The sequence below is a fragment of the Streptomyces sp. NPDC033178 genome (assembly GCF_055577685.1).
The window spans coordinates 324,688-349,807 of record NZ_JBVIPT010000001.1; the positions used below are offsets into that span (position 1 = coordinate 324,688).

Sequence of the window (25,120 nt, forward strand, 5' to 3'; positions counted from 1 at the left end):
GGGGCCGTGGGCGCAACCCCGGCGAGAGGCCGTCCTACTCGCCTGGCGCCACCAGCCCCGACTCGTACGCGAAGACCACCGCCTGGGCGCGGTCGCGCAGGTCGAGCTTGGTGAGGACGCGGCTCACGTGCGTCTTCACCGTCTGCTCGGCCAGCACCAGCAGCTCCGCGATCTCCGTGTTGGACCGGCCACGGGCCACCAGGGTGAGGACCTCGGTTTCGCGTTCCGTCAGGGCCTTGAGCCGGAGCGCGGGCTTGCCACGGCCGGCGGGACGTTGGCGGGCGAAGTCCGCGATGAGGCGGCGCGTCACGGAGGGGGCGAGCAGCGCGTCGCCCGAGGCCACGACGCGTACCGCCGAGATGAGGTCGGCCGGTGGCGCGTCCTTCAGCAGGAAGCCGCTCGCACCCGCCCGCAGCGCCTCGTAGACGTAGTCGTCGACGTCGAACGTGGTGAGCATCAGGACGCGCGGCCGGTGCGTCACGCCCCGCGGGGGCGCGAGGAGGCGACGCGCGGCCTCCAGGCCGTCCATCTCGGGCATCCGGACGTCCATCAGCACGACGTCCGGATGGGTGCGCCGGCTCAGCTCGACGCCCTGCGCACCGTCGGGGGCCTCGCCCACCACGTCGATGTCGCTCTGGGCGGCCAGCAGCGCGGCGAAGCCGGCCCGCACCATGGCCTGGTCGTCGACGATGATGACGCGCGTCGTCACGTGAAGTCCTTTCCGTTCAGGGGAAGTTGGGCAGCCACTCGGAAGCCGCCGCCCGGCAGCGGCCCCGCGTCGAGGCTGCCGCCTGCCAGCCGCACTCGCTCGCGCATGCCGACGAGGCCGTGCCCGGTGCCGCCCTCCTCTAGCGGCGCGGCGGGCGGCTCGGGCGGCGGGCCGTTGACCACGAGGACGGTGAGCCGCGCACCGTCATCCGAACCGGACTCCGACACCAGCTCCGACACCGACACCTGCGTCGGAGCACCCGGCGCGTGCCGCACGACGTTCGCGAGGGCCTCCTGGACGATGCGGTACGCGGAGAGGCCCACCGCCTCGGGCACTTCGGCGTCGCAGGGGGTGAACTCCACCGGCACGCCCGCCCTTGCCGTCGCCTCCACCAGTTGCCCGATCCGCGTCAGGCCCGGCTGGGGCGCGAGTTCGCCGTGCGCCTCCTCGTTGCGCAGCACGCCGAGGAGCCGTCGCATCTCGCCGAGGGACTCGCGCGAAGTCGCCGCGATGGACGTGAACTCCTCCTGGACGTCCGGCGGCAGCCGGTCGAGGCGGTACGCCGCGGTGTCCGCCTGCACCGTGATGACGGACATGTGGTGCGCCACCACGTCGTGCAGCTCGCGCGCGATGCGGGCGCGTTCCTCCAGCAGCGTCCGCCGGTCGCGCTCGGCCTCGCTGATCGTCTCCTGCTCGGCCAGCCTGCGCTGCGCCTCGTACCGCTCGCGGAGCGCACCCCCGAGCACGAGTACGACGCCGCTGAGAATGGTGAGCAACACGCTCATGGCGCTCGTGCCGTGGGGCGCGACAAACCCCAGGCCGACGTTCGCGACCGCTGTCGCCAGCCACACCAGCAGCAACGTCCGGCGCGGCTCGCGCAGACCGAGGGCGAGGCAGAGCCCGATGTACCCGACGATCTCCATGGGTGGGAACGGCCACAGGAGCTGCTCCCTGAAGTCGACGGTGAGGAGGGCGAGCGCCCCGGCCACGTCCGCGGCGAAGATCACGTACCAGGCCTGCAGGGGACGGACGACGGCGAGCAGCAGCGGTGCCGCCTGCGCAACGGCCAGCGCGCTCGCGATGCCGCCGTTCAGGCCGTAGTCGGCACTGAGCACCTGGATGGTGGTGGGCAGCAGGGCGACGCTCAGCACGAACGCCACGCCCCACGGCAGCATCCGTACCCACCGACGCGAAGCCCCCGCGAGCAGCGCGCGCGGGGGTTCATCCTCCACTGAGGTCATGGGCCCCAGCCTATGTGAGGTGGGACGACGTCAGGAGACGCGCAACTGCCGGGCCGACTCGGCGGAACCGCAGTCACCGAGGCCGCCGAGCCTGTGAATGGCTCCTGTCGGAGCGCAGCGGTTCTCCCACTTCGTGCATGTGCAGCAGGGCCTGGCGGTAGGAGTCGATGAGACCGGTCTCCGCGTAGGGGATACCGAGGTCACGGCAGTGGGCCTTCACCATGGACTGGGCGAGCCGCAGGTGGGGGCGGGGCATGCTGGGGAACAGGTGGTGCTCGATCTGGTGGTTGAGGCCGCCCAGGAACCAGTCGGTCAGGACGCCGCCCCTGACACTGCGGGACGTGAGGACCTGGCGTCGCAGGTGTCCCCACTTTTCGCCGTCGGGGTCCGGCATGTCCATCCCCTTGTGGTTGGGCGCGAAGGCCATGCCCAGGTGCAGCCCGAACAGGGCTTGATGGAGCGCGGCGAAGACGAGTGCGTGCGCGAGCGGCATGGTCGTCAGGAGCAGGGTGACGTACCCGGCGATGTGGGCGACAAGGAGCGCGCCCTCAAGCATGCGCTCGCGGCCGGTCTGGCGGCGCAGGTCCTGGAAGCCGTAGAGCTTCAGGGCGAGGCCTACCAGGAGGGTGAGGGGGAAGAAGAGCCATGCCTGGTGGCGGGTGAGCCGACCGCGGAAGCCCGTGCGGGTGGCGGCCTGCTTGCTGGTGAAGACGAGGACGTCGGCGGCGACGTCAGGGTCCTTGTCGATGTGGTTGGGGTTGGCGTGATGGCGGTTGTGCTTGTCGTTCCACCACGCACAGCTCATGCCGAGCAGGAGGTTGCCGTGTACGAGTCCGATGCGGCGGTTCGTGTCGCGGTTGCCGCTGATCTGGGCGTGGCCCGCGTCGTGGCCGATAAACGCGGTACGGGCACACAGAACGGCGAGGACGGGGGCGAGAGCAAGTACCCACCACGAACCGCCGATGAGTGCCATGCCACTGACGACGGCGGCCAGGCTGAGCGCGTTGGTCACTATGGTGCGTGCGTACCAGCCGGTGCGCCGGTCGAGCAGCTCCTGTTCCTTGACTGCACGCAGCAGGGGCGTGAACTCGCTGCCCGTGTCCGGTGGGGACTGCCTCGCGGCGGCCTTCTCGGGGTGTGGCAGAGCGGTTTCGCCAGCCAAGGACATGGTTGTACTCCTGTGTTCGGTGGTTGGTGTCGATGCGGCGCGCGGCTCGTCGGCCCGGCCTCAAAGGGCGTACGGGTCAAGGGCGTTGACGGCCCGTGGACCCATCACTCGGCCGATCGGGGGCCTGCCGCCCGGTGAAAGGGGTGTGCGAGTGGGTCTGCGGCGGCCCCGGACCACGGTGATACGGCGGTGCGTATGCATCGCTCACGCCGCCAGCGCGAAGTAGGCGAAGCCCGCCGCCAGTACGCCCGCCACCGCGCGGCGGGTCGTGCCGGTGCGGTCCCACGGGGTCTCCAGGGGCTGGGCGAACTTCGCGATCACCACGAGCAGCCCCGCGAAGAGCGGCATCCAGGCCATCCGCGCCAGGATCCATCCGGCCGTGTCCGGCGCGGTGGTCAGGCCGGGGATCTCGCCGAAGCACGAGGCAGGGACCGCGGCGGCGAGCATCGCCGTCTGGTGCCAGCACAGGATCGTCATCGCCGACAGGTTGACGATCACCACCAGGGCCCACAGGACGGGGCGCCGGAGCAGCCGGGCCAGCCGGTCGCGCAGCAGGATCGCCACACCGGACTGGGCGGCCGCGAGTGCCAGGACCAGCAGGGACGGCGGATGGGAGTTGGTACGGGACTCGCCGGGCACACCCACCATCGACGCCGGGTAGTGGAAGGCAAGCAACAGGGTGGCGAACAAGGCCGTGCCGCCGGCGAACAGCAGCCACGCCTCGCGGCGGCCCAGCCGCTTGTCCGCCCAGGTCACCCCCAGTTGGTAGGCGAACATCCAGCCCGGAAGCAGGTTGAGCAGACTCACCCAGGACGGCATCGCGTCCGCGTACGGCCCGTATCGCAGGAAGTCGACCACCGCGACCGAGCCGAGCAGCGGGGCCGCGGACCAGAAACCGAGACGCTGCGAGGCGCGGACACAATACGGCGTGAGGGCCGTGATCGCGGCGTAGACGCCGACGAACCACAGGGGCTGGACGACCAGTGTCGACGCGGTGTGCAGGGTGGCGGTCGGGACGCCGAGGCCGTAGTGGAGGGTGGGAAGCAGCAGCGCCCATACGGCGGTGACTCCAAGGACCGGGCGGCCCAGACGGGTGAGCCGGCCGGTGATCCACTCACGGGCCGAGCCCTTGCGGCGCCGGTGGGAGAGGTACGAGGAGTAGCCGCCGACCAGGAAGAAGATGCCCAGCATCTGGAGGATCCAGCCGGCCGGGGCAAGCACGCCGAACGTGGCCAGCGGGCTGGCGTTGTGCAGGCCGCCACCGGTGTCCAGGGTGAAGCCGCCGAGCAGCCAGTGGCCGGTCGGGACGGCCAGGAGCGCCAGCGCGCGCAGGCCGTCGATGGCACGGTCGCGATGGGCGGGGGTCCGGTCGTCGATCTTGGCGGTGAGCTTCGCGAGCTTCGTAGGGGTCTTCATCACAGGTCTCCGCCGGCTATCGCCGCGAACGCGGTCAGGGTGGAGGTGCCGGGGGTGAAGTACTCGTCGTGCGCCGGGACGTCGTCGGCGGGCAGGACGGTCGCGCCGAAGTCGGGCGAGGTGGGATCCGCGCCGTGACCCAGGCCCAGGACCTCGACATTGGGGACGCGGTCGATCCAGTCGTCCGGGGACTTCGCCGCCCAGATGTGGGCATCGGTGCCGAGTGCGGTGACGTCGTCGGCGCGCATGCCTGGCGAGCCCATGACGACGATGTCGCTCGCGTCGATGTCGGGGGCGGCGAGGCCGCAGACCACCGAGCCGTAGCTGTGGCAGAAGAGGGAGGGGTCGGGGAGGCCGGCCGCGTCCAGGCCGTCGGTGAAACGGGTGAGGCGCTCGGCGCCGGTCTCGGCGAGGCGGCCCGTCGCCAGGTCGGGGCCGATGCCGGAGGGGGTGGTGTAGCCGGCCCAGGCGATGACGGCCGTATCGGCGCCCGCCTCCTCCTGGAGGTCGGTGGCCCACTGTGCCGTACCGTCGAACGTCGAGATGTCGATGTCCGAGCCGGGGACGATCACCGAGACATGAGTGGCGTGCTCCAGGTCGCCGGCGACCTGCACGATCAGGCCGCGGCCGCGCGGGTCGTACGCCAGGACCTGGTCGCCTGCGAAGGCGTTGGCCTCGTAACGGAGATTTACGGGGGCGCCGTCGAGGTTGCCCACCACGGTGGGGTGGTCCGCGACAAGTCGCTGTTGCTGAGTGTCGGTCAGGCCCGCGAAGAAGACCGCCACTTCGGACGGGGTGGCCGTGCCGGGGTCGGGCAACTCCTTGTCCAGAGAGTCGTCCGCCAGCCAGGCGGCGGTGCCGGGGAGCGGGCCGCTCAGCGCGCCCTCACTGCTCTCCGAGGCCCAGCCTGCCGTGCTGCCGACCAGCAGTGTGGTCAGTACGGCCGTGGTCAGGGCCTTCCTGAAGCGGCGCATCCGTGCGTCTCCCTCTGTCTCGTCCGTGGTGACGGAGAGGAAGGTAGGAAGGCGGTGGAGGGTGGCGCGTCACACTGGGGAGCCAAGTCGGGAGTAATACCCCGGTAGGGGGTGGGCCAGATGCCGGGACGAGCCGTGCGGCCGGAACCGAGGCCTTCGGTTCACTGGCCGGTCGGCCCCGTCGGCCCCGTCGGCGCGGTCGGCCCGCTCGGCCCGCTCGGCCCGCTCGGCCCGCTCGGCCCGCTCGGCCCCGTCGAGCGGGCGTACTCGGTGGGGGTCTGGCCGTAGCGCTTCTTGAAGGCCCGGATGAAGTGGCTGCTGTCGGCGAACTGCCAGTGGGCGGCGAGTTCCGGGACGCTCGGCCGGCCGGGCCCGGCGGTGAGAGCGAGGCGGGCTTCCTCCAGGCGCCGGTGGCGGATGAAGGTGGTGACCGACTCTCCCACCGCGGCGAACGCCCGCTGCAACGTACGTACGGAGACACGCAGTTCACGCGCCAGCATCGCCGGAGACAGCTCAGGATCGGCGAGATGACTGTCCGCGAGGTCCTTCGCCGCCTGTGCGAGCGAAGGAGCCAGCAAGGGTTCTGTGTCGTCGAACCGGCTCTGCGCCACCGCCTTGGCCAGCTCGACCAGGGTGCTGTGGGCGGCGTGCACACCGGCCGGACTCAGGTCGGCGATGGTCTCGTGGACCATGTTCGCGTGCGCCACCAGCAGCCGCACCTCGGCCGACTCGACCGGTCCGGTGATGGTCCGGTTCCCGAGCAATGGTCCGAGCATCGCGGTGGGCAGGAAAAGGATCTTCGCCGTGGTGTGCGGCGCGGTTTCGAAGGCCGACGGATGTCCGAAGTGCCGCAGGAGGAACTGCCCGGCCGACACGGTGTGCTCGTCACGATCGCGCGGGCCGTCCAACGCCCATGTGCCCTGCCGCACCACGTACATCCGCACCAGATCCTCGTCGCCGCGCGGGGTGCCCACGGTCCGGGTGGCCGACGCGCCGTGGAGATCGGCGATCGTCACGTCGCTCAGTCTGGCGGCGCGGCCCTTGACCCGGAAGTCACCGATCGTGGCGGGGCTGAAGGCGGGCAGCCTGAAGCCACCGCCGAGCTGTGTCTCCCACCCGCGCCGGAAGGCCTCGAGTCCTCGCGACGCGGCGCCCGGGACCGTGGAGTCCAGGTGGAACGCCCCGTGCGACACGTCGGCCCTCGTTCCAGTGCTCATCGCCTTCCGATCCCCCTCGCACGAGTTGCTCCAACGCCCGCTTGTGGCACGGATGTTCCATCCGGACGCCACTGTTGTTCGAGTGCGTGGCGTGTCGACCTTCCTGGACATCGGCGGGAGGGGCAAAACCCCGACACTTCCCGGCGTGGCGCACCGGGCATCCCGGCTACCGCCAGGCGGCCCTGCCGGCCAGGTTCGGCAGACCGTCGGCTGTCCACCTGGTGATGGGGTCGGTCATGGAGTTGGCCATGGGCCCCTCTTCCGTACGTCGCCGCGGTGTCGGTCACCCCGGACCTCGACCAGTTGACGGCACCCCGCGGCGCGGATGAAGGACACGCTCATCCACTGATCGGGAGTCAGTGGATGAGCCCGCTCGCGCCTGCGGCGATGCCCACGAGGGCGGAAGGGAACCTGTTCACGGAACAGACGTTGGGCCGCCCTCGTGGGGCGACTTCTTGCATGCCCGGCGGGAGGCGCTGCAGCCGGAGGACGTGGGGCTGCGCCGCGGTACACGTCGGCGTGCCCGCGGGCTGCGAAGGGAGGAGGTGGCCGAGTTGTGCGACATGTCGGCCGACTACTCCGCCCGCCTGGAACGCGGCAGCGGGCGCAGCCCTCACAGCAGATGGCGGCGGCCATCGCCCGCGGGCTGCGCCTCACCCCGGACGAACGCGATCACCTGTTCCTGTTGGTGTGTGCACCTCGCACCGCAGCGGCGGCTGTGCAGCGAGCACGTCAGCCCGGGACTGATGCGCATCCTGGTCCGGCTGCAGGACACACCGGCTCAGGTCATGGACCCCCTCGGCGAGAAATTGCTGCAGACACCTCCGCCGTGACCCTGCTCGGCGAACAGACCCACCACACCGGGGACGCGCGCAGCGCCCCCTACCGCTGGTTCACCGATCCGGCCGCCCGTGAGCGGTATCTCCCCGACGACCACGGCTCAGCAGCCGGGTGAACGTCGTGCTCCTGCGGGCGGCGTACACGAAGGACGGGCCCCGGCCGCAGGCCGCCCGTCTCGTGGCGAGTCTGCTGCGGCACAGCACGGAGTTCGCGTCGCTGTGGGACCGGCAGGAGGTCGGTCTGCGCTGATACCCCCGTCTCGCTGGCCCCGCCTCTCCCCCTAGCGGCGCGTCGCGACCAGCGGCAGGTGCTTGATCCCCGCGATGAAGTTCGAGTGCAGGTGTTCCGGTTCACCCGCCGGCTCGAAGTGCTCGAACTGGGCGAAGAGTTCCTGGAAGAACTCCTCCAACGTGATCCTGACCAGGGCGTGGCCGAGGCAGAAGTGCGGGCCGACGCAGAAGGCCAGGTGCCGCTGGGCGTTGCGGCGTACGTCGAAGGTGTACGGGTCCGGGAACACGCTCGCGTCCCGGTTCGCCGAGCCGATCCACGCGGCGACCGCCTCACCGGCGCGGACCGTGACCTTGCCGAGTTGGACGTCGTGCGTGGCGTAGCGGATGAAGTGGCTGGTCGGTGAGGACCAGCGCAGCGCTTCCTCGATCCCGCTGTCCAGCAGCTCCGGATGGTCGGCCCAGTCGGCGTACGTGCCGGTGGCGGCCAACTCGGCCAGGGCCGCGTTCGGTACGTGCGGTGTCGTGGCGTTCGCGCCGAGCAGCAGGCTGTAGCAGTTCGAGACGATCTCGCCCGCGGTCAGCGGTCCTGCCAATTCCTTTTCGGCTCACGGCGGTTCGGCCGGAGTGGTTCGTGGGGTTGCACCTTCTGTGGTGCCCCGGCGACGACTACGACGGCCTACGCAACCACCGCCTCGTGCCCCCCAGCCATACGCGCAAGGCCGGGATCCATACGCGTCTGAGCCTGATGTACAGCCATCCAAGCCGGTGAGCAGAGTTGGCCACTGACTGATCAGAAGTTGGCTGAACAACCGGCCGGCTGCACGCGTACAGTGCGGCATCAAGGCTGAAGATCATCTGACCGGCCCGGACGTCTGGAACCTGCCCAGTCCCGGCTTGGGACACGCACGGCATCCGCGTCCATCCCCACGATCACGTTCAGAAATTGCTCTGGAGACACACCTGATGAAGCTAGCCAAGCGGCTTGTCCTCACCACCACGGCTCTCGCCACTGTCACCGCCGCCACCCTCATAGGTGCGACGGTCGGCCCGGCGGCGGCTTCGCAGTCCGCCCGCACCGGCGTCGACGTTCCCGCCGCGCTGAAGGTCCCCGACGGCAACCGGCTCACCGGCGTCTTCTCCGCCGAAGGCGTCCAGACCTACACCTGCACCGACGGCGCCTGGAAGCTGCTGGAGCCCGCCGCCACCCTGTGGGCCAAGAAGGACCACTCCCGCCGCACGGTCGCCCTCCACTCCCGCGGCCCCGTCTGGGTGTCCACGGTGGACGGCAGCGCCGTGAACGCCGCCGCCGTCGCCACGTCCCCCAAGACCGGCACCATCCCCGAACTCCTCCTGAAGTCCACCGCCACTCGCGGCACCGGGGTCTTCGCCGACGTCTCCTACATCCAGCGCCTCAACACCAACGGCGGCGTCGCCCCGGCCACCGCCTGCACCGGCGCGGACCAGACGAGCGTCCCCTACTCCGCCACCTACACCTTCTACAAGCCCGCCAAGTGATGCGGTAGCAGCAACGGCAGTGGCCCCTGGGCGTTTTCGAGGGGCCACTGCCGTTGCGGCCCCCCAGCAACAGAAGCAGAGCGCCAGACGACGGCCGGTGGCGTTGACGCTGCCGGGAGGGATATGTGAGAGCGCGTGTTGTCCGGAGATGGCGATCACCAGGCGGGGATACGTTCCGAACGCGGCTCGGGGCGGCTGATCGCCGGCCGGTACCTGCTCCACGACATCCTCGGCCAAGGCGGCATGGGCACCGTCTGGCGCGCCCATGACCAGTTGCTGGACCGCCCGGTCGCCGTCAAGGAACTCCACGTTCTCACCCAGGGCGATGAGGAGCAGCGTATCCGGGTGCGGCGTGCGGTGCGTGAGGCGCGGGCGGTGGCCCGGGTGCCGCACCCGCATGTGGTGGGCGTCCATGACCTGGCCGAGTCGCAGGACCGGCTGTGGATCGTGATGGAGCTCGTCGAGGGTCCCTCGCTGGCCCAGCACCTGGCCGAGCGCGGACCGCTCACCGCGCAGCACACCGCCGCCCTGGGACTGCAGTTGCTCGACGCGCTGGTGGCGGTGCACGCGGCCGGCACCCTGCACCGGGACGTCAAACCGGCGACACCCTTCGGCACCCTCCTGGCACGCCTCACCGGCGAGCCGGACCTCCCCCTCCGCTCCGTCGGACGGAAACTGACCTTCAAGGCCGCCGACAACGCCACCCTGCAACTGGCCATCAACGACGCCGCCGACCGATGCCTCCACGACAACAGAGGCACCCTGACCGTCCAAGTCAGCGTCACCCACCAACCCTGAGGGGCCGGCTACAACTGGGCGGTGGTCGAGGGTGCCCACGGGCTGCTCAAGGCGAACCGCCGCCCTGCTTCAGGTTGGCGGCGCGGGTCGTCGGTAAGCTCACCGATCATGACCGTTGCACGTTCCGTGGCCCTGTTCGTCGTGGCCGCCCTGTTCGAGATCGGCGGGGCCTGGCTGGTCTGGCAGGGCATCCGCGAACACAAGGGCTGGATCTGGATCGGCGCCGGGGTCATCGCCCTCGGTCTCTACGGCGTGGTGGCCACCTTCCAGTCCGACGACAACTTCGGACGCATCCTCGCCGCGTACGGCGGGATCTTCGTCGCCGGGTCGATCGCCTGGGGCATGGTCGCCGACGGCTACCGGCCCGACCGGTACGACGTCATCGGGGCGCTGGTGTGCCTCGCCGGGATGGCCGTGATCATGTACGCGCCCCGCAGCCACTGAGCGCGGTCGCTGCCTCGGCGGTATTCGCGCGGGCAACAGAGGCGCCGCACCTACCATGACCGCATGCCCCTCGACCTCTTCGCAGGCATCCCCGTCAACGACTACGCAGCGGCACTGCCCTGGTACGAGCGACTCCTCGGCGCCCCGCCGACGTTCTTCCCGCACGACACGGAAGCCGTATGGGAACTGGCGGAACACCGGTACGTGTACATCGTGCAGCGGCCCGGTCAGGCCGGAAACGCCGTGCACACCGTCCTCGTCGATGACCTCGACACCCGTGTCGCGCAAATCGCCGATCGGGGTCTGGAGCCCACGAGCCGCGAGACCTACGCCGAAGGCATGCGCAAGATCACCTACCACGACCCGGACGGCAACGAGTTCGGATTCGGCGGCGCCGCACACTGACGCCGCCGTGCGATGAGCCGCTATCTGTCAGGTGATCAGCATGCCGCCGTCGACGTTCAGATCGTGAGCGTTCATGCCTGCGTTGCGCAGGAGGAAGTCGGTGGCGTCGGCGATCTCGGCCATGGTGACCAGACGTCCGGTGGGTGTGCGGCGCAGGTGCGGGTGGTCGGTGACGTCACGCCATTTGGGACTGTCTCCGATCACGCCGGGGTGCAGTGCGTTGACCCGGTGCGGAGCGATCTCGGCGGCGAGGGTCTTGACCAACCCTGTCAGGCCGGCGTTGAACGTGGTCACCATCGTCGAGCCGGGGTAAGGGCGTTCTCTCGCCAGACCGCCGAAGAGGACGACTGAAGCGGCAGGGTTGAAGCGGTCGCACAGTGCGCGGACCGTTTCGGCGTACCCGACCAGTTTGATGGTCACGACGCGGACGGCGTCGGTGAGATCGAAGTCGGCCAGGGAGTTCGGTACGGGATCCATGGCCGTGATGACCAGATGGTCGACTTCGGTGATGCCGCCAAGGGCGTGCGCGATCGTGTCGGGCTGGGACAGATCGAGGGCCATGCCCCGCGCCCCGCCTCCTATCTCCTCCGCTGCCGCTTCGGCCCGTGCCTTGTCCCGGCTGGTGACGACAACGGAATCACCACGATCGGCGAATCGCTGGGCGATGACGCGGCCGAGTCCGCCGCTGCCGCCGATGACGATGGACGTACTCATGCAGAAGTCCCCTTCACGTTCTGGACGGGCCTGAGCGTGACGTGCGCCTGTTGGCACAGCCCGGCTCCGCTAATGACCGCTTGGACAGTACCGCATCGCACGGTGGCCACAAGGCGTTTCTGTACGCGCGTACAGTAAGGGGGTGCCAAAGACCTCACGTCCCGACAAGGCTCCGACGCGGGCAGCCGCCACCGGTCGTCGTCGCGATCCGGAGGCGAGCCGCGCAGCCATCCTGGAGGCCGCCCGGGTGGCCTTCACGGAACGGGGCTATGCACGGGCGACGATTCGCGACATCGCCCGCCGGGCCGGTGTCACGCACGGCCTGGTCATGCTGCACTTCACCTCGAAGGAGCGTCTTTTCCTGGCGGCGGTGCCCGGGACTCGCGACCTGACCGACATCGTCGCCGGCGACCGCGAAACGCTGCCCGAGCGGATCGCCGCCGGCTTCGTCGAGCGGATGGAGAGCAACCCTTCCGGCGACCCGTTCGTCGCGCTCCTGCGCAGTGCCGCCACCAACGAGGCCGCCGCGGCGAATCTCTACACCGCCATGCAGGCCCACAGCGAGTCGGCGTACCGCGAGGCGCTCACCGGCGACGACATGGACGTCCGCATCGGGATGCTCGCCGCGCAGCTGATCGGCGTGACGTTCACCCGCTACATCGTCAGGGTGGGCAGGCTCGCCGAGATGTCCACGGACGAACTGCGCGTTCACCTGAGCCGCGTCCTGCGCCAAATCCTTTTCGCCTGAGACCTGTTGGCCAAACGAGGCCCGGGCTCGGAGCGTCGACGCGCCGCACCGCCGGAAAGCGCAATCACACCTGATTGAACACTCACCGGCATCGCCTTCGTACTCATGGCCAAGGTGCAAACCACGGGCTCAGTGAAGGATCAGCATGGCAGAAGCGCAGACCTCCACAAATGAGTTGATCGCCGGGAGGTATCGACCGCTCCAGATCGTGCACCGAGAGGAGTTCCGGGTCGGCTGGCACGGCCAGGACATGGCATCGGGCCGACTGGTGTTCCTGGCGGAGGCACGACTGCCCGCGGTCCTCCGCGAGGAGACGTCCCGGCAGACCACGGCCCGGGTGCTGCGGGAGACCGCGGACCTGGAGGCCGCCGCCCCCGGCCAGGTGGCCACCGTCCTCGACGTCACCGAGCAGGACGGCCGGCTGTGGACCGTCATGGAGCCGATCGAGGGCCGGTCCCTGAGCGAACTCCTCGACCGGCGTGGGCCGTTCAACCAGCCCCGGGCGGTCCGCATCGGCCTGCAGATCCTCGATGTGCTCGCCGCCGCGCACCGCCTGGGCGTCACACACGGCGACCTCGGTCCCGACCAGGTCTTCGTCAAGGCGGACGGCGGGGTCGTGGTCACGGGTTTCGGACTGACCGGAGCGACCCGGTCCTTGAGGGCGACCGCACCCTCGTACGCGTCTCCGGAACAGATCCGCGGTGAGCCGATCGATCCCTCGACGGATCTGTGGGCCCTGGGAGCACTGCTGCACACCATGATCGAGGGCCGGCCGCCCGCCCCGGACCAGGGGCGCGGCGAAGGTACTTCGGCCTTCGCGCAGGTGTACACGGGAGAGGGGGCCCAGGGCGGAGGGGAAAGATCCTCGGGGGACGACGTCCACACCGGCCGGCTGCGCCAGACCATTCACGGACTGCTCCGCGAGAACCCGAACGAACGGCTCACCGAACCGGTACTGCGCAAGGCGCTGAGCCGCATGGTCAGCGAGGACTCGGCCGAACAGTCGCACATGTTCAGGCTGCGCGGAGCGTACGGGAACGTGCCGGGGGCGGATCGGGCCTGGCGCAGGAAGCGGCCCATCGTCCTCGCCATCGTCGGTTCCGCGCTGGCCGTCGTGGCCATCCCGGTCGTACTCGCCGTGAACAGCAGACCGGCCTCGGACACACCCGACGCCTCCGGCCCCGTACCCACCGCATCCGGTTCCGCCGCCGCGCCGCCTCCCGCGGCTTCCACCCCTGCCGCCCCCTCCGCGGACCCGACCGGTGGCGCCTCGGCAAGCGCATCGGACCCGGGCGCACCCGCCACCCCCTCCCCCACCGCTTCCGCCGGGAAGACGGCCCCGCCCGCCACCGAGCGGTACGACGCGCCGGAAGGATTCTCGGTCCAACTGCCCGCGGACTGGGGGCGCATCAAGGACACCGGGCGGCCGGACAACGCCTTCAGTGTCACGTTCGGCGCCTCGGGTGACCCCCGCGCGCTGAGGATCACCTTCGGCAGGGTCCCCTCGTCCGACCCCGTCACCGTCTGGCGCGACGCCGAGCCCCGATTGCGGCGGCTCAACCCCGGCTTCGACCGCATCGGCGACATCCGGCGCGTGGACGGTTCCGGTGGACGGGCAGCCGACCTGGAATGGTTCGCCGACGGCGACCCCGACCGCACACGCACGCTCGCCCGTGCCCTCCTCGTCGACACCGACCTCGGCTACTCCATCAGGTGGACGACCCCGGCCGACGACTGGAACACTCCCGCCAACCAGCAGGCCCTCAACACCTTCTTGACATCGTTCCGCCCCGCGCGGTGAATGGTCCGACCCGGTTCCGCTGTGACCGCTCGCAACAGCTGGCGACCCCGGGCTGCTCGCCGAGTTGCTCAAGAGGCAGGCCGGATCGGTGATGATGCGTCGGCAGGCGCGGTCTTCCACTCGGATCACGGGACGTCGCGAGACTCCATGATCCTGGAAGGGCACGTCACCCGCCTGCGGCGTCCTCGGCCTCCCAGCGCAGCAGGTCGCCCGGCTGGCACTTGAGCACCTCACAGAGCGCGGCGAGAGTCGTGAAGCGCACCGCTTTGGCGCGGCCGTTCTTGAGTACCGCCAGGTTGGCGGGCGTGATCCCTACGCGGTCCGCGAGCTCACCTACGGACATCTTCCGCCTGGCCAACATCACGTCGATGTCGACGGCGATCGGCATCAGATCACCTCGTCCAACTCGGACTGCATCTGCGTCGCTTCGACGTCGCGTGCGACGGCCTGGACGAGCAGCATCCGCAGTACGAGCACGATGAGCGCGACCCCCAGGACGGCCAGGCCGATCCCGCCCATGATGACGGTGACACCCGGGTCGTCCCGCTGGCCCGGCGCATTGATGGCCGTGACCGTGAACCACACGAGGGCGGCCGCCACGATCGCGCCGATCACGCCGTCCACGTACCGGAAGGCGGCATGGGAGAACACGGTTCCGCGTCGCACCATCGTCACCAGCCGCCATACGCAGACCAGGGCGACCTGGACCGACACCATGCCCAGGATCGTGATCACGCGCAGCGGGGTCAGCGGGAGCGACCCGTCCTCCGGGTCGTTCCCGCCGACCAACGCCCACACCATCCCTGCCTGCACGAACACGGTGCCGGCGAGCACCACCCCGAGCACGGCGCGCAGCGCACGCACTGTCAGCTTTCCCACGACTCGTCCTCCCATCGAATGGCGATGGGAATCTATCGAAATTCGATAGGCGGGGCAAGGGTCGGGGCGGGCGGTGGCGGGTTCGCACGATGGTGGTGGAGATCCCCGAAGGTCGGATGCTGCTCGCATCCACGCTTCCGCCGACCTGCCGACCTGCCGACCTGCCGACCTGCCGACCTGCCGACCTGCCGACCTGCCGACCTGCCGACCTGCCGACCTGCCGTTGATTGTGTGTCCCGGGTATCGGAGAACTCCCAGCATGCCCGCAGGAGTTGGGGAATCCTGAGTGACCGTGACCGAAAATACGATCGAAACGGCTCCGGACAGTGAGGTCGGGGCGCTTCTTCGGGTTTTGGCCGGGCAGCGCCGCCACGTTCTCGGCATCCTTGACGGGCTCGACGCGGAGGATCTGCGACGGCCGGTGCTGCCATCCGGATGGCACTGCCTTGGGCTGGTCCAGCACCTTGCCTTGGACGTTGAGCGTTTCTGGTTCCGTGCAGTTGTCGCCGGGGAGGAGGAGACCATCCGCAGCTTGACGAGCGGCGACGAAGCTTGGAACGTGGCTCCGGAAGCGCGGGCCGTCGACGTGCTCGACGGCTACCGGCAGGAGACAGAGCTCTCCGACGCCGTCATCACCACCACTCCTGCTGACGGCGTCCTGGCGTGGTGGCCTCACGACCTGTTCGGCGAACCGCATCTGCACACCCTGCGCGACGTCCTGTTGCACGTCATCACTGAGACTGCATGCCACGCCGGCCATCTCGACGCGGCACGAGAGCTCATCGACGGCCGACGCTGGTTGGTCCTGACCTAGCACTGCGGTCCAGCTTCATGATCTCGCGTCGGGGCCGGCCGGGTCCGGGCACGTTCCTTCCGCGCGGCGGTGACGCACCGTTGGGGGTCGGCGAGACAGTCGCCTCTTCGGCGGTGGCCCCGACGGCCGTCATCCCAGCCCCTCGGGGGCTGGGATGTGGGCACGCTGCTTTGTTACTAGGCCGGGGTGACGAGACGGTAGCCGACGCCGCGCACGATCTCGATCAGGGCCGGCATACGCAGCTTGGAGCGCAGGGACGCGACGTGCACCTCCAGGGTGCGGCCGGTCCCCTCCCAACTGGTGCGCCAGACCTCGCTGATGATCTGCTCCCGCCGGACGACCACGCCTGGGCGCTGGGCGAGCAGGGCGAGCAGATCGAATTCCCTTTGGGTCAGTTCGACGACCGAACCGCCCACGCTGACCTGCCGGGTGAGCAGTTCGATGTGCACAGGGCCCAGGCGCAGTACCGTCTTGCCGCCGGCGCTGCCCGGGTCCTGCGATTCCAGGATGCTCAGCACATTGCCCGCGTGCCCGTAGCCCGACCGGGATGATGAAGGGTCGGGCGCCGCAGGGTTGCCTGCCGTGGACGGCCCTGGTGCTTGGTAGAGGTAGCCGACAGCTCGGGCCGAAACAATCGATGCGCTGCCGACAGCGGTTGAGTCCAGTTTCCTGCGCAGGCGCGAGATGGCGAATTTGACCTTTTCGGTGTCACGCCCGTTGGGGTCGTCCCACGCTCGCGCGAGCAGCGTACGGAAGGACTGGACGACTCCCGTGTTGCGCACGAGCAGGTCGAGTACGCGGAACTCGGTGGGCGTCAGCTTCAGCGGCGCACCGGCCACGCTGGCCCCAAAACTCTGGGAGTCGAGCCGTAGCAGGCCGTCGTCGTAGATGTTCTCCGCCCACTGCTGCGGTGATGTGCGGCGGTGTAGCACCCTCTGGATACGAGCAAGGAGTTCCGCAGTGGCGTAGGGCTTGACGAGGTAGTCGTCCGCTCCCAGGTTGAGTCCGTGCAGACGTGAGCGGAGATCGTCGCGTGCCGTCACGACGATGACGGGCACGTCACTGACGGCCCGAAGCCGGGTCAGGATCTCGTAGCCGTCCATGTCCGGGAGTCCGAGGTCCAGGAGCACCAGATCGGGCCGTTGGGCATACGCCGCATGCAGACCGGCAGATCCCGATGACTTGTGGATGACGGTGTAGTCGTGCCGGGTCAGGACCATGGTCAGCGCCGTGGCGACGTGCGGGTCGTCTTCGATGAGGAGAGTGCATGCCCGGCCGGCGACGACGGCCGGCGCCGGCGCTGTCGCCCCGTCATCAACCTCGCGCTCGTCGACTGCCTCGGGCAGCAGGTGAACGTCGACCGAGGAGGCCGGCAAACCGCCCTTGATCAGGAACGACATGGTCATGTCGTAGCACTCGGCGCAGACTTGGCTTTCGGTGCCGTTCACCACGACGGTGTGCCGCGCGTTCCGGTCGCAGCGGCGACCGGCTATGGCCGTCGAACACCGGCGCGAAGCGGCAGTGTCAGCAGATTCCTTCTGTCGGTTACGGGACCGCCGAGCGGCCGATCTGCAGACGTCCGAGCAGTACTGGCGTGGCCGGCCGGTGTCCGAAGCGGGTGGCAGCCGCCCTCCGCACTCCCGGCACTCGCCGCCTGCCATCCCCATGTAGAGGTCTCCTCTTCGGACAGACCGCGAGCATGACACGAAACCCGCTTTTGTGACGCTCCGTTGGGTGCAATTGGGAGAGCGCCCCTTGGCTGAGGTCGGCGGTCCATGTTCTCCTGGATGCAGAGGGCCTGACCGCCTCTCGACGATCAGGCCCCCGGTTTCATGACCGTTCGTGCTTGCAGGCCTCGACGATCATGTCACCAACCGCGATGAGAGCCCTTGCCCACTGGGCAAGGGCCTCGTGGTGTTTCAGGGCCGCCACCGTGTCCACGACGAGCAGCACGGCTCGTAACCCCGTCCACCACGAGTTCACATCCCGCGGATGCCACCTCGTGGGCGTTCCAGGGCCGACTGAGGAAGGTTCGTCGCCCTCCGCGTCCGTGCCCGGATCGTCCGGCTCTGAGGTTCGGCACATCGGCCACCTCCTCTCGACAGCGACCGCGACCATCGCGAGCTGTCGCGACGCGCACGCGGTGGATCCGCGAGTCGCCGGTGCGTCGTGCGAGAGGAGCTGAGAGGTGTGTGGACCCCATCACCTGAAGTGGTTCGCTTACCGTCCCCCAGAACACGCCCCACCGGCAAGGATGCGCAATCAACGTAGCGTCAGCGCCAGTTGGAGAGAGCGGCGATGCTCGCCCGGCCAGAGCGGCTGAGGGTCCGGCGCAGAAGCGTGTCGGCCGGTACGGGACGAGCAGGGGGCTGCATCCGCGCGTCGTGGAGCGCGGTGATCTCGCCGGTCGCTGTCCCCCTGTCTGCCCGCCTCCGCGCGCTCGCGGCGCATCGCCGCCGGATCCGTACGTTGAGCGGTTCGGGCTCCTGGGAACCTCTGGCGCCGTACAGGCGTCGCAGGGATCATCGGCGCGCGGGGCGTACAGGCAGGGGGTCCGATGGGCCGGTTCGAGTTCGGGGAGTACCGGACGCTCGCGTTGCTCGGAGCGGGTGGCATGGGCCGTGCGTATCTGGCCCGTTCGGGGTCGGGGCGGCTCGTCGTGGTCAAGGTGATGCATGCGCACCTCGCCGCCGAGCCGCTGTTCCGGGAGCGGCTGCGGCGCGAGGTGCAGGCGGCACGTGTCGTGACCGGCCCGTTCACGGCGGCCGTGCTCGACGCGGGGACGCAGGCCCCGCTGCCATGGCTGGCCGTCGAGTACTGCGCGGGACCCACCCTGTCGGAGGCCGTGGCCGGGTGCGGGCCACTGGCGGCAGGCGACCTCGCCTCGCTCGGTGCCGCCCCTCGCGGAGGCGCTCACCGCGATCCACGCGGCGGGCCTGGCGCATCGCGACCTGAAGCCGACGAATATCCTGGTCACCGGTCAGGGCCCGCGCGTCATCGACTTCGGTATCGCGAAGGCGCTCGGTGACGGACCGGCGTCAGGACCGTCGGGTGAGGCCCTGACGGGGAGCGGGGAGATGCTCGGCTCTTTCGGCTTCATGGCACCCGAGCAGATCACGTACGCCACCGGACCCGCGGCCTCCTGTGACGTGTTCGCGCTCGGGGCGCTGCTCGCACTGGCGGCGACGGGCCGCAATCCGCACGGCGGGGGTACGGCCCCGCAGATCGTGTACCGGACGCTGCACGAGGAACCGGACCTCGCCGGCGTGCCGGACGGGGAGTGGACCGCCTTCCTGACCCGCTGTCTGTCGAAGGGGCCGGACGGGTGCCCCACCGCGGCGGAGGTCCTGGACTGGTGCGCCGCGCGCGCGGGCGAACGGCCGTGGTGGGAGCGGCCGGAGGTGACCGCCCTGATCGACGGCCACGAGGAGGCGGTCGCGCGCCGGATCGCCGCGTCGGCCGACGCCGACAGGGAAGGCGCCACCCGCGTCGGCCCGCCGCCGGCCCCCGCGGGTCCGTCGCGCAGACGTGTGTTCGCGTGGGCGGGCGCCGCCGTCACGACCGCCGCGGGGGTGACGACGGCGAACGCCCTCTTTAAGGGACGAGCCGGGCGCGCGGCGGCAGCCGGTCACGTCGTCCTGGCGCACCGGCACCCCGCTGTGGACCCGCGAGGTGGGCGCCCTCGAATACGGCGGCGCGCTGACCCGTACGGCCGACGCCCTCTACGTGCGCTTCGACGGCACGGCCCGCCGACTCGACCCGAACACCGGTGCTGTGGCCTGGGAGTTCGAGGACGCGGCCGATGTCCTGCCCTCCGGCGACACGGTGTACGTCACCCACCGCGGTTCGGGCAGTTCCTCCCCCGAGGTCGTGGCGCTCGACGCGGCCACCAGCACGGAGCGGTGGCGCACGGGCGGCCTGGAGTCGAACCCGTATGGGCCCTACGGTTTCCACTCGCCCGACGGCGACTCGACGCTGCTCGCCGTCACACGGCGCACGGCATGTCTGGTCACGTTCGCCGAGTACGACACGTCGTGGGCACGGCGCACGAACCAGGGGCAGCGCTGGCGGGCGTACGGCTTCGACCTGCCGACGGGCGCCCCACTGTGGTTCAGGAGCGGTACGGCGGCACAGGTGACGGCGCTGAACGCGGCGGGCGGCCGGTTCGCCCTGGCCTCGGCGACCGCGACATTCGGTCCCCTGTACGTGCTCCGTGAGCGCTCGGGCGAGGAGGAGTCCAGCATCCCCGACGGCTCGGCCACGCCCGAGGTGCATCCGGAAGCCCGGGGAACCCGCTACTACACGACGCAGACGTCCGTGCGCCGGGTGAACCTGGCCACCGGGAAGGCGAGCTGGACCCGGCCCCTGACGCAGGCGAGGGTGGCACCACTGGCCGGCGACGAACTCGTCGTGGCCGCCACGGCCGACGGCCTGGGCGCACTGGACGCGGCCGGCGGCGACCGGCGTTGGTGGCGCGACGAGGTCCGCGCGCTCACCACCACCGACGGCCGCCCCCTGGGGGACGGCGGCGTGGTCACCCCTCTGACCAGGGCCTCCTTGGAAATGTGCGAGACGTCCGCTTCCGGAATCCTGAACATGTCTTCCGTCCTACGTGACACACCACAATCGGGGGTACCCGTCCTACCCCGTGCTTGAGACGGCAGGTACGAGGAGGGCTGGCGGGAGTCGGCCTGTCGCACTCACGCTTCGGAAGTGATCACTCGTGTCAAAACCAGTCACGCTGACGGAACTTCATCCGCACCGAACCACCACACTGCGCCACCGTACGCAACTGGTCCGCGACGGTCGGCCTGCCGTGGCTCTCGACCTGGAGTTGCGCTACACGTCGTTGGACCCGTTCGCCGTCCGCATCGGCCTGGACGCGGACGGCGCCTCAATCCACTGGTCCCTGTCACGAGAGGCTCTTCTGCTCGGGCTGCGCCGCCATGAGGGGATCGGCGACGTGGCCGTATGGCCCGTCCATCAGAGGGACGGCCGTGGATGGTTGCGTATCCGGCTCGGGCCGCTCAGGAGCTGCGCCGTCTTCCAGATGGAACGGGACGTTGTTTCCGACTGGCTGAACATCACACTGCAGCTCGTTCCCCGGGACACGGAGAACGATCACCTGGACTGGGAAGGTTTCCTCGCGCCTCTGCTCGACCAGGACTGAGCCTGCCCCGGAACCCGGTTCGACACGTTCTGCGGCCGCCTCTTGGTGGGCGGGGCGACTGACGGCCTTGCCGTGGCAAGGACGCTGCCCGTCGTGACGCGGAGCTCACAAGCAGAAGGCGCCCTCCATGCTGTGGAGACGGAGAACGCGGCCCTGTGCAAGAAGGTCCGCGTATTGCCTGAGCAATTCGTCAGGGAGGGGCGCTGTTTCGAACCAACCCGATCCGCTCTGGCGGGTGTCGCCGCTCACCGACCGCCAGGTGATGCGGCCGCCCTGTGGTGCGTCGCCACGCTGTGGCCCATCACCCTCCTACTGGCTTTCCGGATGCTACGCCGTCCGGCCGGCGCAGAGAACCGCACCAGGTCATGGTCGTGAACTCCGTGCCGTCGCACGGTGGTTCCCGGCGGTAGGCCCGGTTGCGCGCCAGTAACCTCCACCGGCCGGGAATCACCCGGATCCGCTGCGGACGAGGGTTCTGCTACGTCGATCCCGGCGGCCGCTCCATCACCGACGGGGGCCGAGAAGCAACGCCTGCGCGACCTGGCCGTACCGCCCGCGTGGGAGGACGTATGGATCTGCCCCGTGGCCAACGGCCACATCCAGGCGACGGGCACCGACGCCGCGGGGCGTCGCCAGCACCTGTACCACCCGCGGTTCCGTGAGCGGCAGGAGGCGGCCAAGCACGAGCATGTGCTGGAAGCGGCTCCCGTCCTGCCCCGGCTGCGGAAACTCACGGCCGAGGACCTCGCCGCCCGGCACCTGTGCCGGGACCGTGTGCTTGCCTACGCTACGCGTCTGCTCGACCTGGGGTTCTTCAGGATCGGGAACGAGTCGTACCGCCGCGACAACGAGGCGCACGGGCTCACCACGCTGCTCCGCGAGCACGCCTCGTGCCACCACGGCGAGGTGCGCTTCGCCTATCCAGCCAAGGATGCGAAGAACGTGTCGCAGGCACTGGCAGAGGAGTCCGTCTGCCGGGCCCTGCGCGCGCTGCTGCGCCGACGTGACGACGGTGATCGCCTCTTCGCCTACTGCAGACCGGTGCCTGGCACGACGTGCACGCGGACGATCTCAACGCCTATCTGCGCGAACGCACGGACACCGACCTCGGCCAAGGACTTCCGCACCTGGCACGCCACAGTCCTCGCGGCAGTCGCGCCTGCCGTGGCGGAGCCCGTCGCGGAAGCAACAGGCGCACGTGGCCCAGCACTTCGTCGGTGACCGGTTGCCACCGCTGACGGGCCCGGCATCGGAGGACATCCCTCGCGGCGAGGGTGCCGTGGTACGGACGGGCGGTCGGCAGTGCGTCGTTCACCGCGACGAGAACGGCTCGCTCCACGCGGTCTCGGCCCGCTGCACCCACCTGGGCTGCATCGTGGCCTTCAACCGTGCGGAGCAGGCATGGGAATGCCCGTGTCGCGGTTCCCGCTTCGCCCCGGACGGACCGATCCTCCAGGGGCCTGCCGTAGAGCCGTTGGAGAAGCGCGACATCTGAACGGCATGGCGTTTCACGGTCCTGGCCGACGGGAACCCGGTGAGCATTCCATCGAGATCCTGCCCTGACACAGAGAGAAGTTGAAACGCCGTGACCGCGCGCACTGCCCAGCAGAAAGTCCTGAAGGTGGCCAGGACCGGTTGGTGGAAGGCCCGTCACCGCCGCGGCAAGGAAGTACGTACGTGCGTCCGCGCCGTGGACAGCAGCGGCCCCCCGGTCACGGCGCACATGGGCGCGGAGTGGAACGTCGTCCGGGGCGAAGACTGACCGGCGACTGTTCGCGACGGTGCCGACGTTCCTGGCCTGCATGATTGCCACGCCGCGGGGAACCCGGCCGCCATGGGTGCGAACCAGGCTGAGGCCCCGATTCTCGAAGCGCTCGCCCGATACAGGGACGCGGACGAACTGGGATTCACGCCCCCAGGTCACAAACAGGCACGCGGCGCGGACCCCCGCGCCCGCGAGATCCTGGGTGACGCCGTGTTCTACGGTGACATCCTGGCCAACGGCGGCCTGGACGACCGGCTGACCCGGGGCGGTGTCCTGGCGCGGGCCGAGAACCTCATGGCCGACGCGGTACACGCGGAGCACACGTTCTTCTCGACGTGCGGCAGTTCCCTGTCGGTGAAGGCCGCCATGCTGGCGGTCACCTGCCCCGGCCACCGGCTCCTCGTCGGGCGCGACGCGCACAAGTCCGTAGTGGCCGGGCTCATCCTCTCAGGCGTCGAGCCCGTGTGGGTGGAACCCCAGTGGGACAATCCCCGGCACATCGCCCATCCCCCTTCGGTGGCGGCCTACGACAAGGCGTTCGCGGAGCATCCGGATGCCGACGGGGCCCTGGTCACCAGCCCCACGCCGTACGGAGCCGCGGCCGATCTCGGAGGCATCGCGGATGTCTGCCACCGCCGCGGCAAGCCGCTCATCGTGGACGAGGCGTGGGGTGCGCACCTGCCCTTCCACGACGACCTGCCGTCGTGGGCGATGGACGCGGGCGCCGACATCTGTGTGACCAGCATCCACAAGATGGGCAGTGGCCTGGAACAGGGCTCGGTGTTCCATCTCCAGGGCGACCTCATCGATCCCGCCGAACTGGCCTCGCGGGCCGACCTCCTCGGCACGACCAGCCCGAACGTCCTGCTCTACGCCGGCATCGACGCCTGGCGCCGGCAGATGATCCAGCACGGTCACGAACTCATCGGCCAGGCCCTGAAGCTGGCCGCACGCACCCGCGAGGCCATCGAGGCGATCGACGGCTTCCACGTCAACGACGCCAAGGACTTCCGCGGTCCCGGTCTCGCAGCCGATTTCGACCCGCTCCCGGTCGTCATGGACATCGGCGAACTGGGCACCAGCGGCTACCGCGCCGCCGACTGGCTGCGAACCCACCATCACATCGACACCCACCTGTTCGACCACCGGCGCATCAGCGCGCAGCTCACCCACGCCGACGACGAGCAGACCACCGCGCGTCTGCTCACCGCCCTGCGCGAGCTGGCCGACCATGCCACCGAACTGCGGGACGCCCCTCAGGTCGCCGTCCCCTCCCCCGCCGATCTGCGGATGGACCAGGCCCGCCTGCCCCGGGACGCCTACTTCGCACACCATGCGAAGGTCCCGACCAGCGACGCCGTCGGCAGGATCGCCGCCGAGATGATCACTCCCTACCCGCCCGGCATCCCCGTGGTCCTGCCCGGCGAACGCCTCACCGAGCCGGTACTGAACTACCTGGTCACAGGAGTCGAGGCGGGAATGTTCCTGCCGGACGCGGCCGACCAGCGGCTGAAGACCGTACGGGTCGTCGAGGAAGACTGACCCACGACGCCACTCACGCCCTTGTTAGTCATCCGGGCCACCGGGTACTCGGAGCGCGTTCCCGGCACCGCCGCCACACGCTCCACCTGGGAGAGACGATGTCCGACTTCGGATACTTCCTCTCGTGCGAGGAACACGGCCCGGCGGAACTCGTCGATCACGCCCGGATGGCCGAGCAGGCCGGCTTCGACTCCCTCTGGATCTCGGACCACTACCACCCGTGGAACGACCGCCAGGGCCAGAGCCCGTTCGTGCGGACGGTGATCGGCGCCCTGTCACAGGCCGTCTCGCTGCCCGTCGAAACGGCGGTGACCTGCCCCCTCGTACGCACTCGTCCCGCAGTGATCGCCCGGGCGGCCGCCACCGGCGCCGCCCAGCTGGGCGGCAGTTTCCGGCTGGGGGTCGGCACCAGCGAGCAGACGAGCCACAACGGCAAGCACTGCACAAACGAGCGACTCCCCGGCGAACTCCCCCAGATACTGCCGGCCCCGCGCCACTTCGAACAGGCGTCCGAGCTGGTCACCGAGGACCGGGTGGCAGCCGCCGTACCGTGCGGCGACGATCACGACGCGCACATCGAGGCTCCGGCCGCGTTCGTCGACGCGGGATTCGACGCCGTGTACGTCAAGCAGATCGGGAAGGACCAGCAGGGTTTCTTCGACTTCTACCGCACGAAGATCCTGCCGCGACTGCGCGACTGACAGCCTCGGCCAAGAGCAATGGCGACAGC

Annotated in this window: 27 protein-coding genes and 4 pseudogenes; 19 read left to right on the plus strand and 12 right to left on the minus strand. The window is 69.9% G+C overall.

Annotated features, from left to right (window positions below):
* Positions 1–34 precede the first annotated feature (34 nt).
* The 6 genes from ACZ5VQ_RS01565 to ACZ5VQ_RS01590 all read right to left on the minus strand — a co-directional run bounded on the left by ACZ5VQ_RS01565 (position 35) and on the right by ACZ5VQ_RS01590 (position 6,725).
* On the minus strand, positions 35–709 hold the full coding sequence (locus ACZ5VQ_RS01565; protein ID WP_362070397.1) for a response regulator transcription factor: 675 nt from the start codon (positions 707–709) through the stop codon (positions 35–37).
* Positions 706–1,950 (minus strand): sensor histidine kinase, encoded by a 1,245-nt coding sequence (locus ACZ5VQ_RS01570; RefSeq protein ID WP_469103145.1) that lies wholly within the window; start codon positions 1,948–1,950, stop codon positions 706–708. The genes ACZ5VQ_RS01565 and ACZ5VQ_RS01570 overlap by 4 nt, the downstream gene beginning before the upstream one ends.
* A gap of 73 nt (positions 1,951–2,023) precedes the next feature.
* Positions 2,024–3,118 (minus strand): fatty acid desaturase family protein, encoded by a 1,095-nt coding sequence (locus ACZ5VQ_RS01575; RefSeq protein ID WP_469103146.1) that lies wholly within the window; start codon positions 3,116–3,118, stop codon positions 2,024–2,026.
* Positions 3,119–3,322: 204 nt separating this feature from the next.
* Complete coding sequence (locus ACZ5VQ_RS01580; RefSeq protein ID WP_469103147.1) at positions 3,323–4,534, minus strand: acyltransferase family protein; 1,212 nt, start codon at positions 4,532–4,534, stop codon at positions 3,323–3,325.
* Entirely contained in the window at positions 4,534–5,508 is a 975-nt protein-coding gene (locus ACZ5VQ_RS01585; RefSeq protein ID WP_469103148.1) for an alpha/beta hydrolase, read from the minus strand. The genes ACZ5VQ_RS01580 and ACZ5VQ_RS01585 overlap by 1 nt, the downstream gene beginning before the upstream one ends.
* A gap of 161 nt (positions 5,509–5,669) precedes the next feature.
* The gene (locus tag ACZ5VQ_RS01590) at positions 5,670–6,725 is read right to left on the minus strand and encodes a helix-turn-helix domain-containing protein (RefSeq protein WP_469103149.1); all 1,056 of its coding nucleotides are present in this window, start codon (positions 6,723–6,725) and stop codon (positions 5,670–5,672) included.
* 692 nt (positions 6,726–7,417) lie between these two features.
* Here ACZ5VQ_RS01590 and ACZ5VQ_RS01595 point away from each other — a divergent pair.
* The 3 genes from ACZ5VQ_RS01595 to ACZ5VQ_RS01605 are packed head-to-tail and all read left to right on the plus strand — an operon-like array spanning position 7,418 to position 7,814.
* Positions 7,418–7,558 (plus strand): hypothetical protein, encoded by a 141-nt coding sequence (locus ACZ5VQ_RS01595; protein ID WP_469103150.1) that lies wholly within the window; start codon positions 7,418–7,420, stop codon positions 7,556–7,558.
* The gene (locus tag ACZ5VQ_RS01600; protein ID WP_469103151.1) at positions 7,555–7,680 is read left to right on the plus strand and encodes a hypothetical protein; all 126 of its coding nucleotides are present in this window, start codon (positions 7,555–7,557) and stop codon (positions 7,678–7,680) included. The genes ACZ5VQ_RS01595 and ACZ5VQ_RS01600 overlap by 4 nt, the downstream gene beginning before the upstream one ends.
* A complete protein-coding gene (locus ACZ5VQ_RS01605) occupies positions 7,677–7,814 on the plus strand; it encodes an MmyB family transcriptional regulator (RefSeq protein WP_469103152.1) in 138 nt (45 codons plus the stop codon). Before ACZ5VQ_RS01600 ends, ACZ5VQ_RS01605 begins: the two co-directional genes overlap by 4 nt.
* Positions 7,815–7,845: 31 nt before the next feature.
* Here ACZ5VQ_RS01605 and ACZ5VQ_RS01610 read toward each other — a convergent pair whose 3' ends face one another.
* A complete protein-coding gene (locus ACZ5VQ_RS01610; protein ID WP_469103153.1) occupies positions 7,846–8,388 on the minus strand; it encodes a cytochrome P450 in 543 nt (180 codons plus the stop codon).
* A 370-nt stretch (positions 8,389–8,758) separates the two neighbouring features.
* On the opposite strand from ACZ5VQ_RS01610, the gene ACZ5VQ_RS01615 reads away from it, so the two are divergent.
* The 4 genes from ACZ5VQ_RS01615 (at position 8,759) to ACZ5VQ_RS01630 (ending at position 10,957) form a co-directional block, all read left to right on the plus strand.
* The gene (locus tag ACZ5VQ_RS01615; protein WP_469103154.1) at positions 8,759–9,310 is read left to right on the plus strand and encodes a DUF3455 domain-containing protein; all 552 of its coding nucleotides are present in this window, start codon (positions 8,759–8,761) and stop codon (positions 9,308–9,310) included.
* A gap of 135 nt (positions 9,311–9,445) precedes the next feature.
* Positions 9,446–10,108 carry a serine/threonine-protein kinase gene (locus tag ACZ5VQ_RS01620; RefSeq protein WP_469103155.1) on the plus strand — a complete coding sequence of 221 codons (663 nt, stop codon included), beginning with the start codon at positions 9,446–9,448 and terminating at the stop codon, positions 10,106–10,108.
* Between the two features lie 108 nt (positions 10,109–10,216).
* Positions 10,217–10,552 carry a YnfA family protein gene (locus ACZ5VQ_RS01625; RefSeq protein ID WP_055616634.1) on the plus strand — a complete coding sequence of 112 codons (336 nt, stop codon included), beginning with the start codon at positions 10,217–10,219 and terminating at the stop codon, positions 10,550–10,552.
* 63 nt (positions 10,553–10,615) lie between these two features.
* Positions 10,616–10,957 (plus strand): VOC family protein, encoded by a 342-nt coding sequence (locus ACZ5VQ_RS01630; protein ID WP_469103156.1) that lies wholly within the window; start codon positions 10,616–10,618, stop codon positions 10,955–10,957.
* 27 nt (positions 10,958–10,984) lie between these two features.
* Here the strand turns inward: ACZ5VQ_RS01630 and ACZ5VQ_RS01635 are convergent, their stop codons facing one another.
* A complete protein-coding gene (locus ACZ5VQ_RS01635; RefSeq protein ID WP_469103157.1) occupies positions 10,985–11,671 on the minus strand; it encodes an SDR family oxidoreductase in 687 nt (228 codons plus the stop codon).
* A gap of 142 nt (positions 11,672–11,813) precedes the next feature.
* Between ACZ5VQ_RS01635 and ACZ5VQ_RS01640 the strand changes: the two genes are divergently transcribed.
* Positions 11,814–12,419: a TetR/AcrR family transcriptional regulator gene (locus ACZ5VQ_RS01640; protein WP_469103158.1), complete on the plus strand. Its 606-nt coding sequence runs from the start codon at positions 11,814–11,816 to the stop codon at positions 12,417–12,419.
* 145 nt (positions 12,420–12,564) lie between these two features.
* Positions 12,565–14,220 (plus strand): serine/threonine protein kinase, encoded by a 1,656-nt coding sequence (locus ACZ5VQ_RS01645; RefSeq protein ID WP_469103159.1) that lies wholly within the window; start codon positions 12,565–12,567, stop codon positions 14,218–14,220.
* 166 nt (positions 14,221–14,386) lie between these two features.
* Here ACZ5VQ_RS01645 and ACZ5VQ_RS01650 read toward each other — a convergent pair whose 3' ends face one another.
* Together ACZ5VQ_RS01650 and ACZ5VQ_RS01655 are read right to left on the minus strand one after the other, a co-directional pair.
* Positions 14,387–14,608, minus strand: coding sequence for a helix-turn-helix domain-containing protein (locus tag ACZ5VQ_RS01650; RefSeq protein WP_370021954.1), 222 nt, complete (start codon positions 14,606–14,608; stop codon positions 14,387–14,389).
* A complete protein-coding gene (locus tag ACZ5VQ_RS01655; RefSeq protein ID WP_469103160.1) occupies positions 14,608–15,099 on the minus strand; it encodes a DUF2975 domain-containing protein in 492 nt (163 codons plus the stop codon). Before ACZ5VQ_RS01655 ends, ACZ5VQ_RS01650 begins: the two co-directional genes overlap by 1 nt.
* 286 nt (positions 15,100–15,385) lie before the next feature.
* On the opposite strand from ACZ5VQ_RS01655, the gene ACZ5VQ_RS01660 reads away from it, so the two are divergent.
* Positions 15,386–15,913, plus strand: a complete 528-nt coding sequence (locus tag ACZ5VQ_RS01660; RefSeq protein WP_469103161.1) for a DinB family protein — start codon at positions 15,386–15,388, stop codon at positions 15,911–15,913.
* Positions 15,914–16,089: 176 nt separating this feature from the next.
* On the opposite strand, the pseudogene ACZ5VQ_RS01665 reads toward ACZ5VQ_RS01660, so the two are convergent.
* Positions 16,090–16,392 (minus strand): annotated as a pseudogene (locus tag ACZ5VQ_RS01665) (winged helix-turn-helix domain-containing protein); the annotation flags it as partial.
* Positions 16,393–16,530: 138 nt separating this feature from the next.
* Positions 16,531–17,580: pseudogene (locus ACZ5VQ_RS01670) on the minus strand (response regulator transcription factor); the annotation flags it as partial.
* 890 nt (positions 17,581–18,470) lie between these two features.
* Between ACZ5VQ_RS01670 and ACZ5VQ_RS01675 the strand changes: the two are divergent.
* From ACZ5VQ_RS01675 to ACZ5VQ_RS01715, 9 genes and pseudogenes are all read left to right on the plus strand, one after another.
* On the plus strand, positions 18,471–18,941 hold the full coding sequence (locus ACZ5VQ_RS01675) for a protein kinase family protein (RefSeq protein ID WP_469103162.1): 471 nt from the start codon (positions 18,471–18,473) through the stop codon (positions 18,939–18,941).
* Positions 18,865–19,203 (plus strand): annotated as a pseudogene (locus tag ACZ5VQ_RS01680) (protein kinase domain-containing protein); the annotation flags it as partial. The gene ACZ5VQ_RS01675 and the pseudogene ACZ5VQ_RS01680, both read left to right, overlap by 77 nt.
* A 382-nt stretch (positions 19,204–19,585) precedes the next feature.
* Complete coding sequence (locus ACZ5VQ_RS01685; protein ID WP_469103163.1) at positions 19,586–20,569, plus strand: outer membrane protein assembly factor BamB family protein; 984 nt, start codon at positions 19,586–19,588, stop codon at positions 20,567–20,569.
* Between the two features lie 160 nt (positions 20,570–20,729).
* Positions 20,730–21,083, plus strand: coding sequence for an SsgA family sporulation/cell division regulator (locus ACZ5VQ_RS01690; protein WP_469103164.1), 354 nt, complete (start codon positions 20,730–20,732; stop codon positions 21,081–21,083).
* 393 nt (positions 21,084–21,476) lie between these two features.
* Positions 21,477–22,304 carry a DNA topoisomerase IB gene (locus tag ACZ5VQ_RS01695; RefSeq protein WP_469103165.1) on the plus strand — a complete coding sequence of 276 codons (828 nt, stop codon included), beginning with the start codon at positions 21,477–21,479 and terminating at the stop codon, positions 22,302–22,304.
* Positions 22,267–22,578, plus strand: a pseudogene (locus tag ACZ5VQ_RS01700) (Rieske 2Fe-2S domain-containing protein); the annotation flags it as partial. The gene ACZ5VQ_RS01695 and the pseudogene ACZ5VQ_RS01700, both read left to right, overlap by 38 nt.
* A gap of 90 nt (positions 22,579–22,668) precedes the next feature.
* Positions 22,669–22,845 (plus strand): hypothetical protein, encoded by a 177-nt coding sequence (locus tag ACZ5VQ_RS01705; RefSeq protein ID WP_362070477.1) that lies wholly within the window; start codon positions 22,669–22,671, stop codon positions 22,843–22,845.
* A gap of 72 nt (positions 22,846–22,917) precedes the next feature.
* Positions 22,918–24,390 (plus strand): aminotransferase class I/II-fold pyridoxal phosphate-dependent enzyme, encoded by a 1,473-nt coding sequence (locus ACZ5VQ_RS01710; RefSeq protein ID WP_469103166.1) that lies wholly within the window; start codon positions 22,918–22,920, stop codon positions 24,388–24,390.
* A gap of 98 nt (positions 24,391–24,488) precedes the next feature.
* Entirely contained in the window at positions 24,489–25,091 is a 603-nt protein-coding gene (locus ACZ5VQ_RS01715) for an LLM class flavin-dependent oxidoreductase (RefSeq protein ID WP_469103167.1), read from the plus strand.
* Positions 25,092–25,120: the final 29 nt, after the last annotated feature.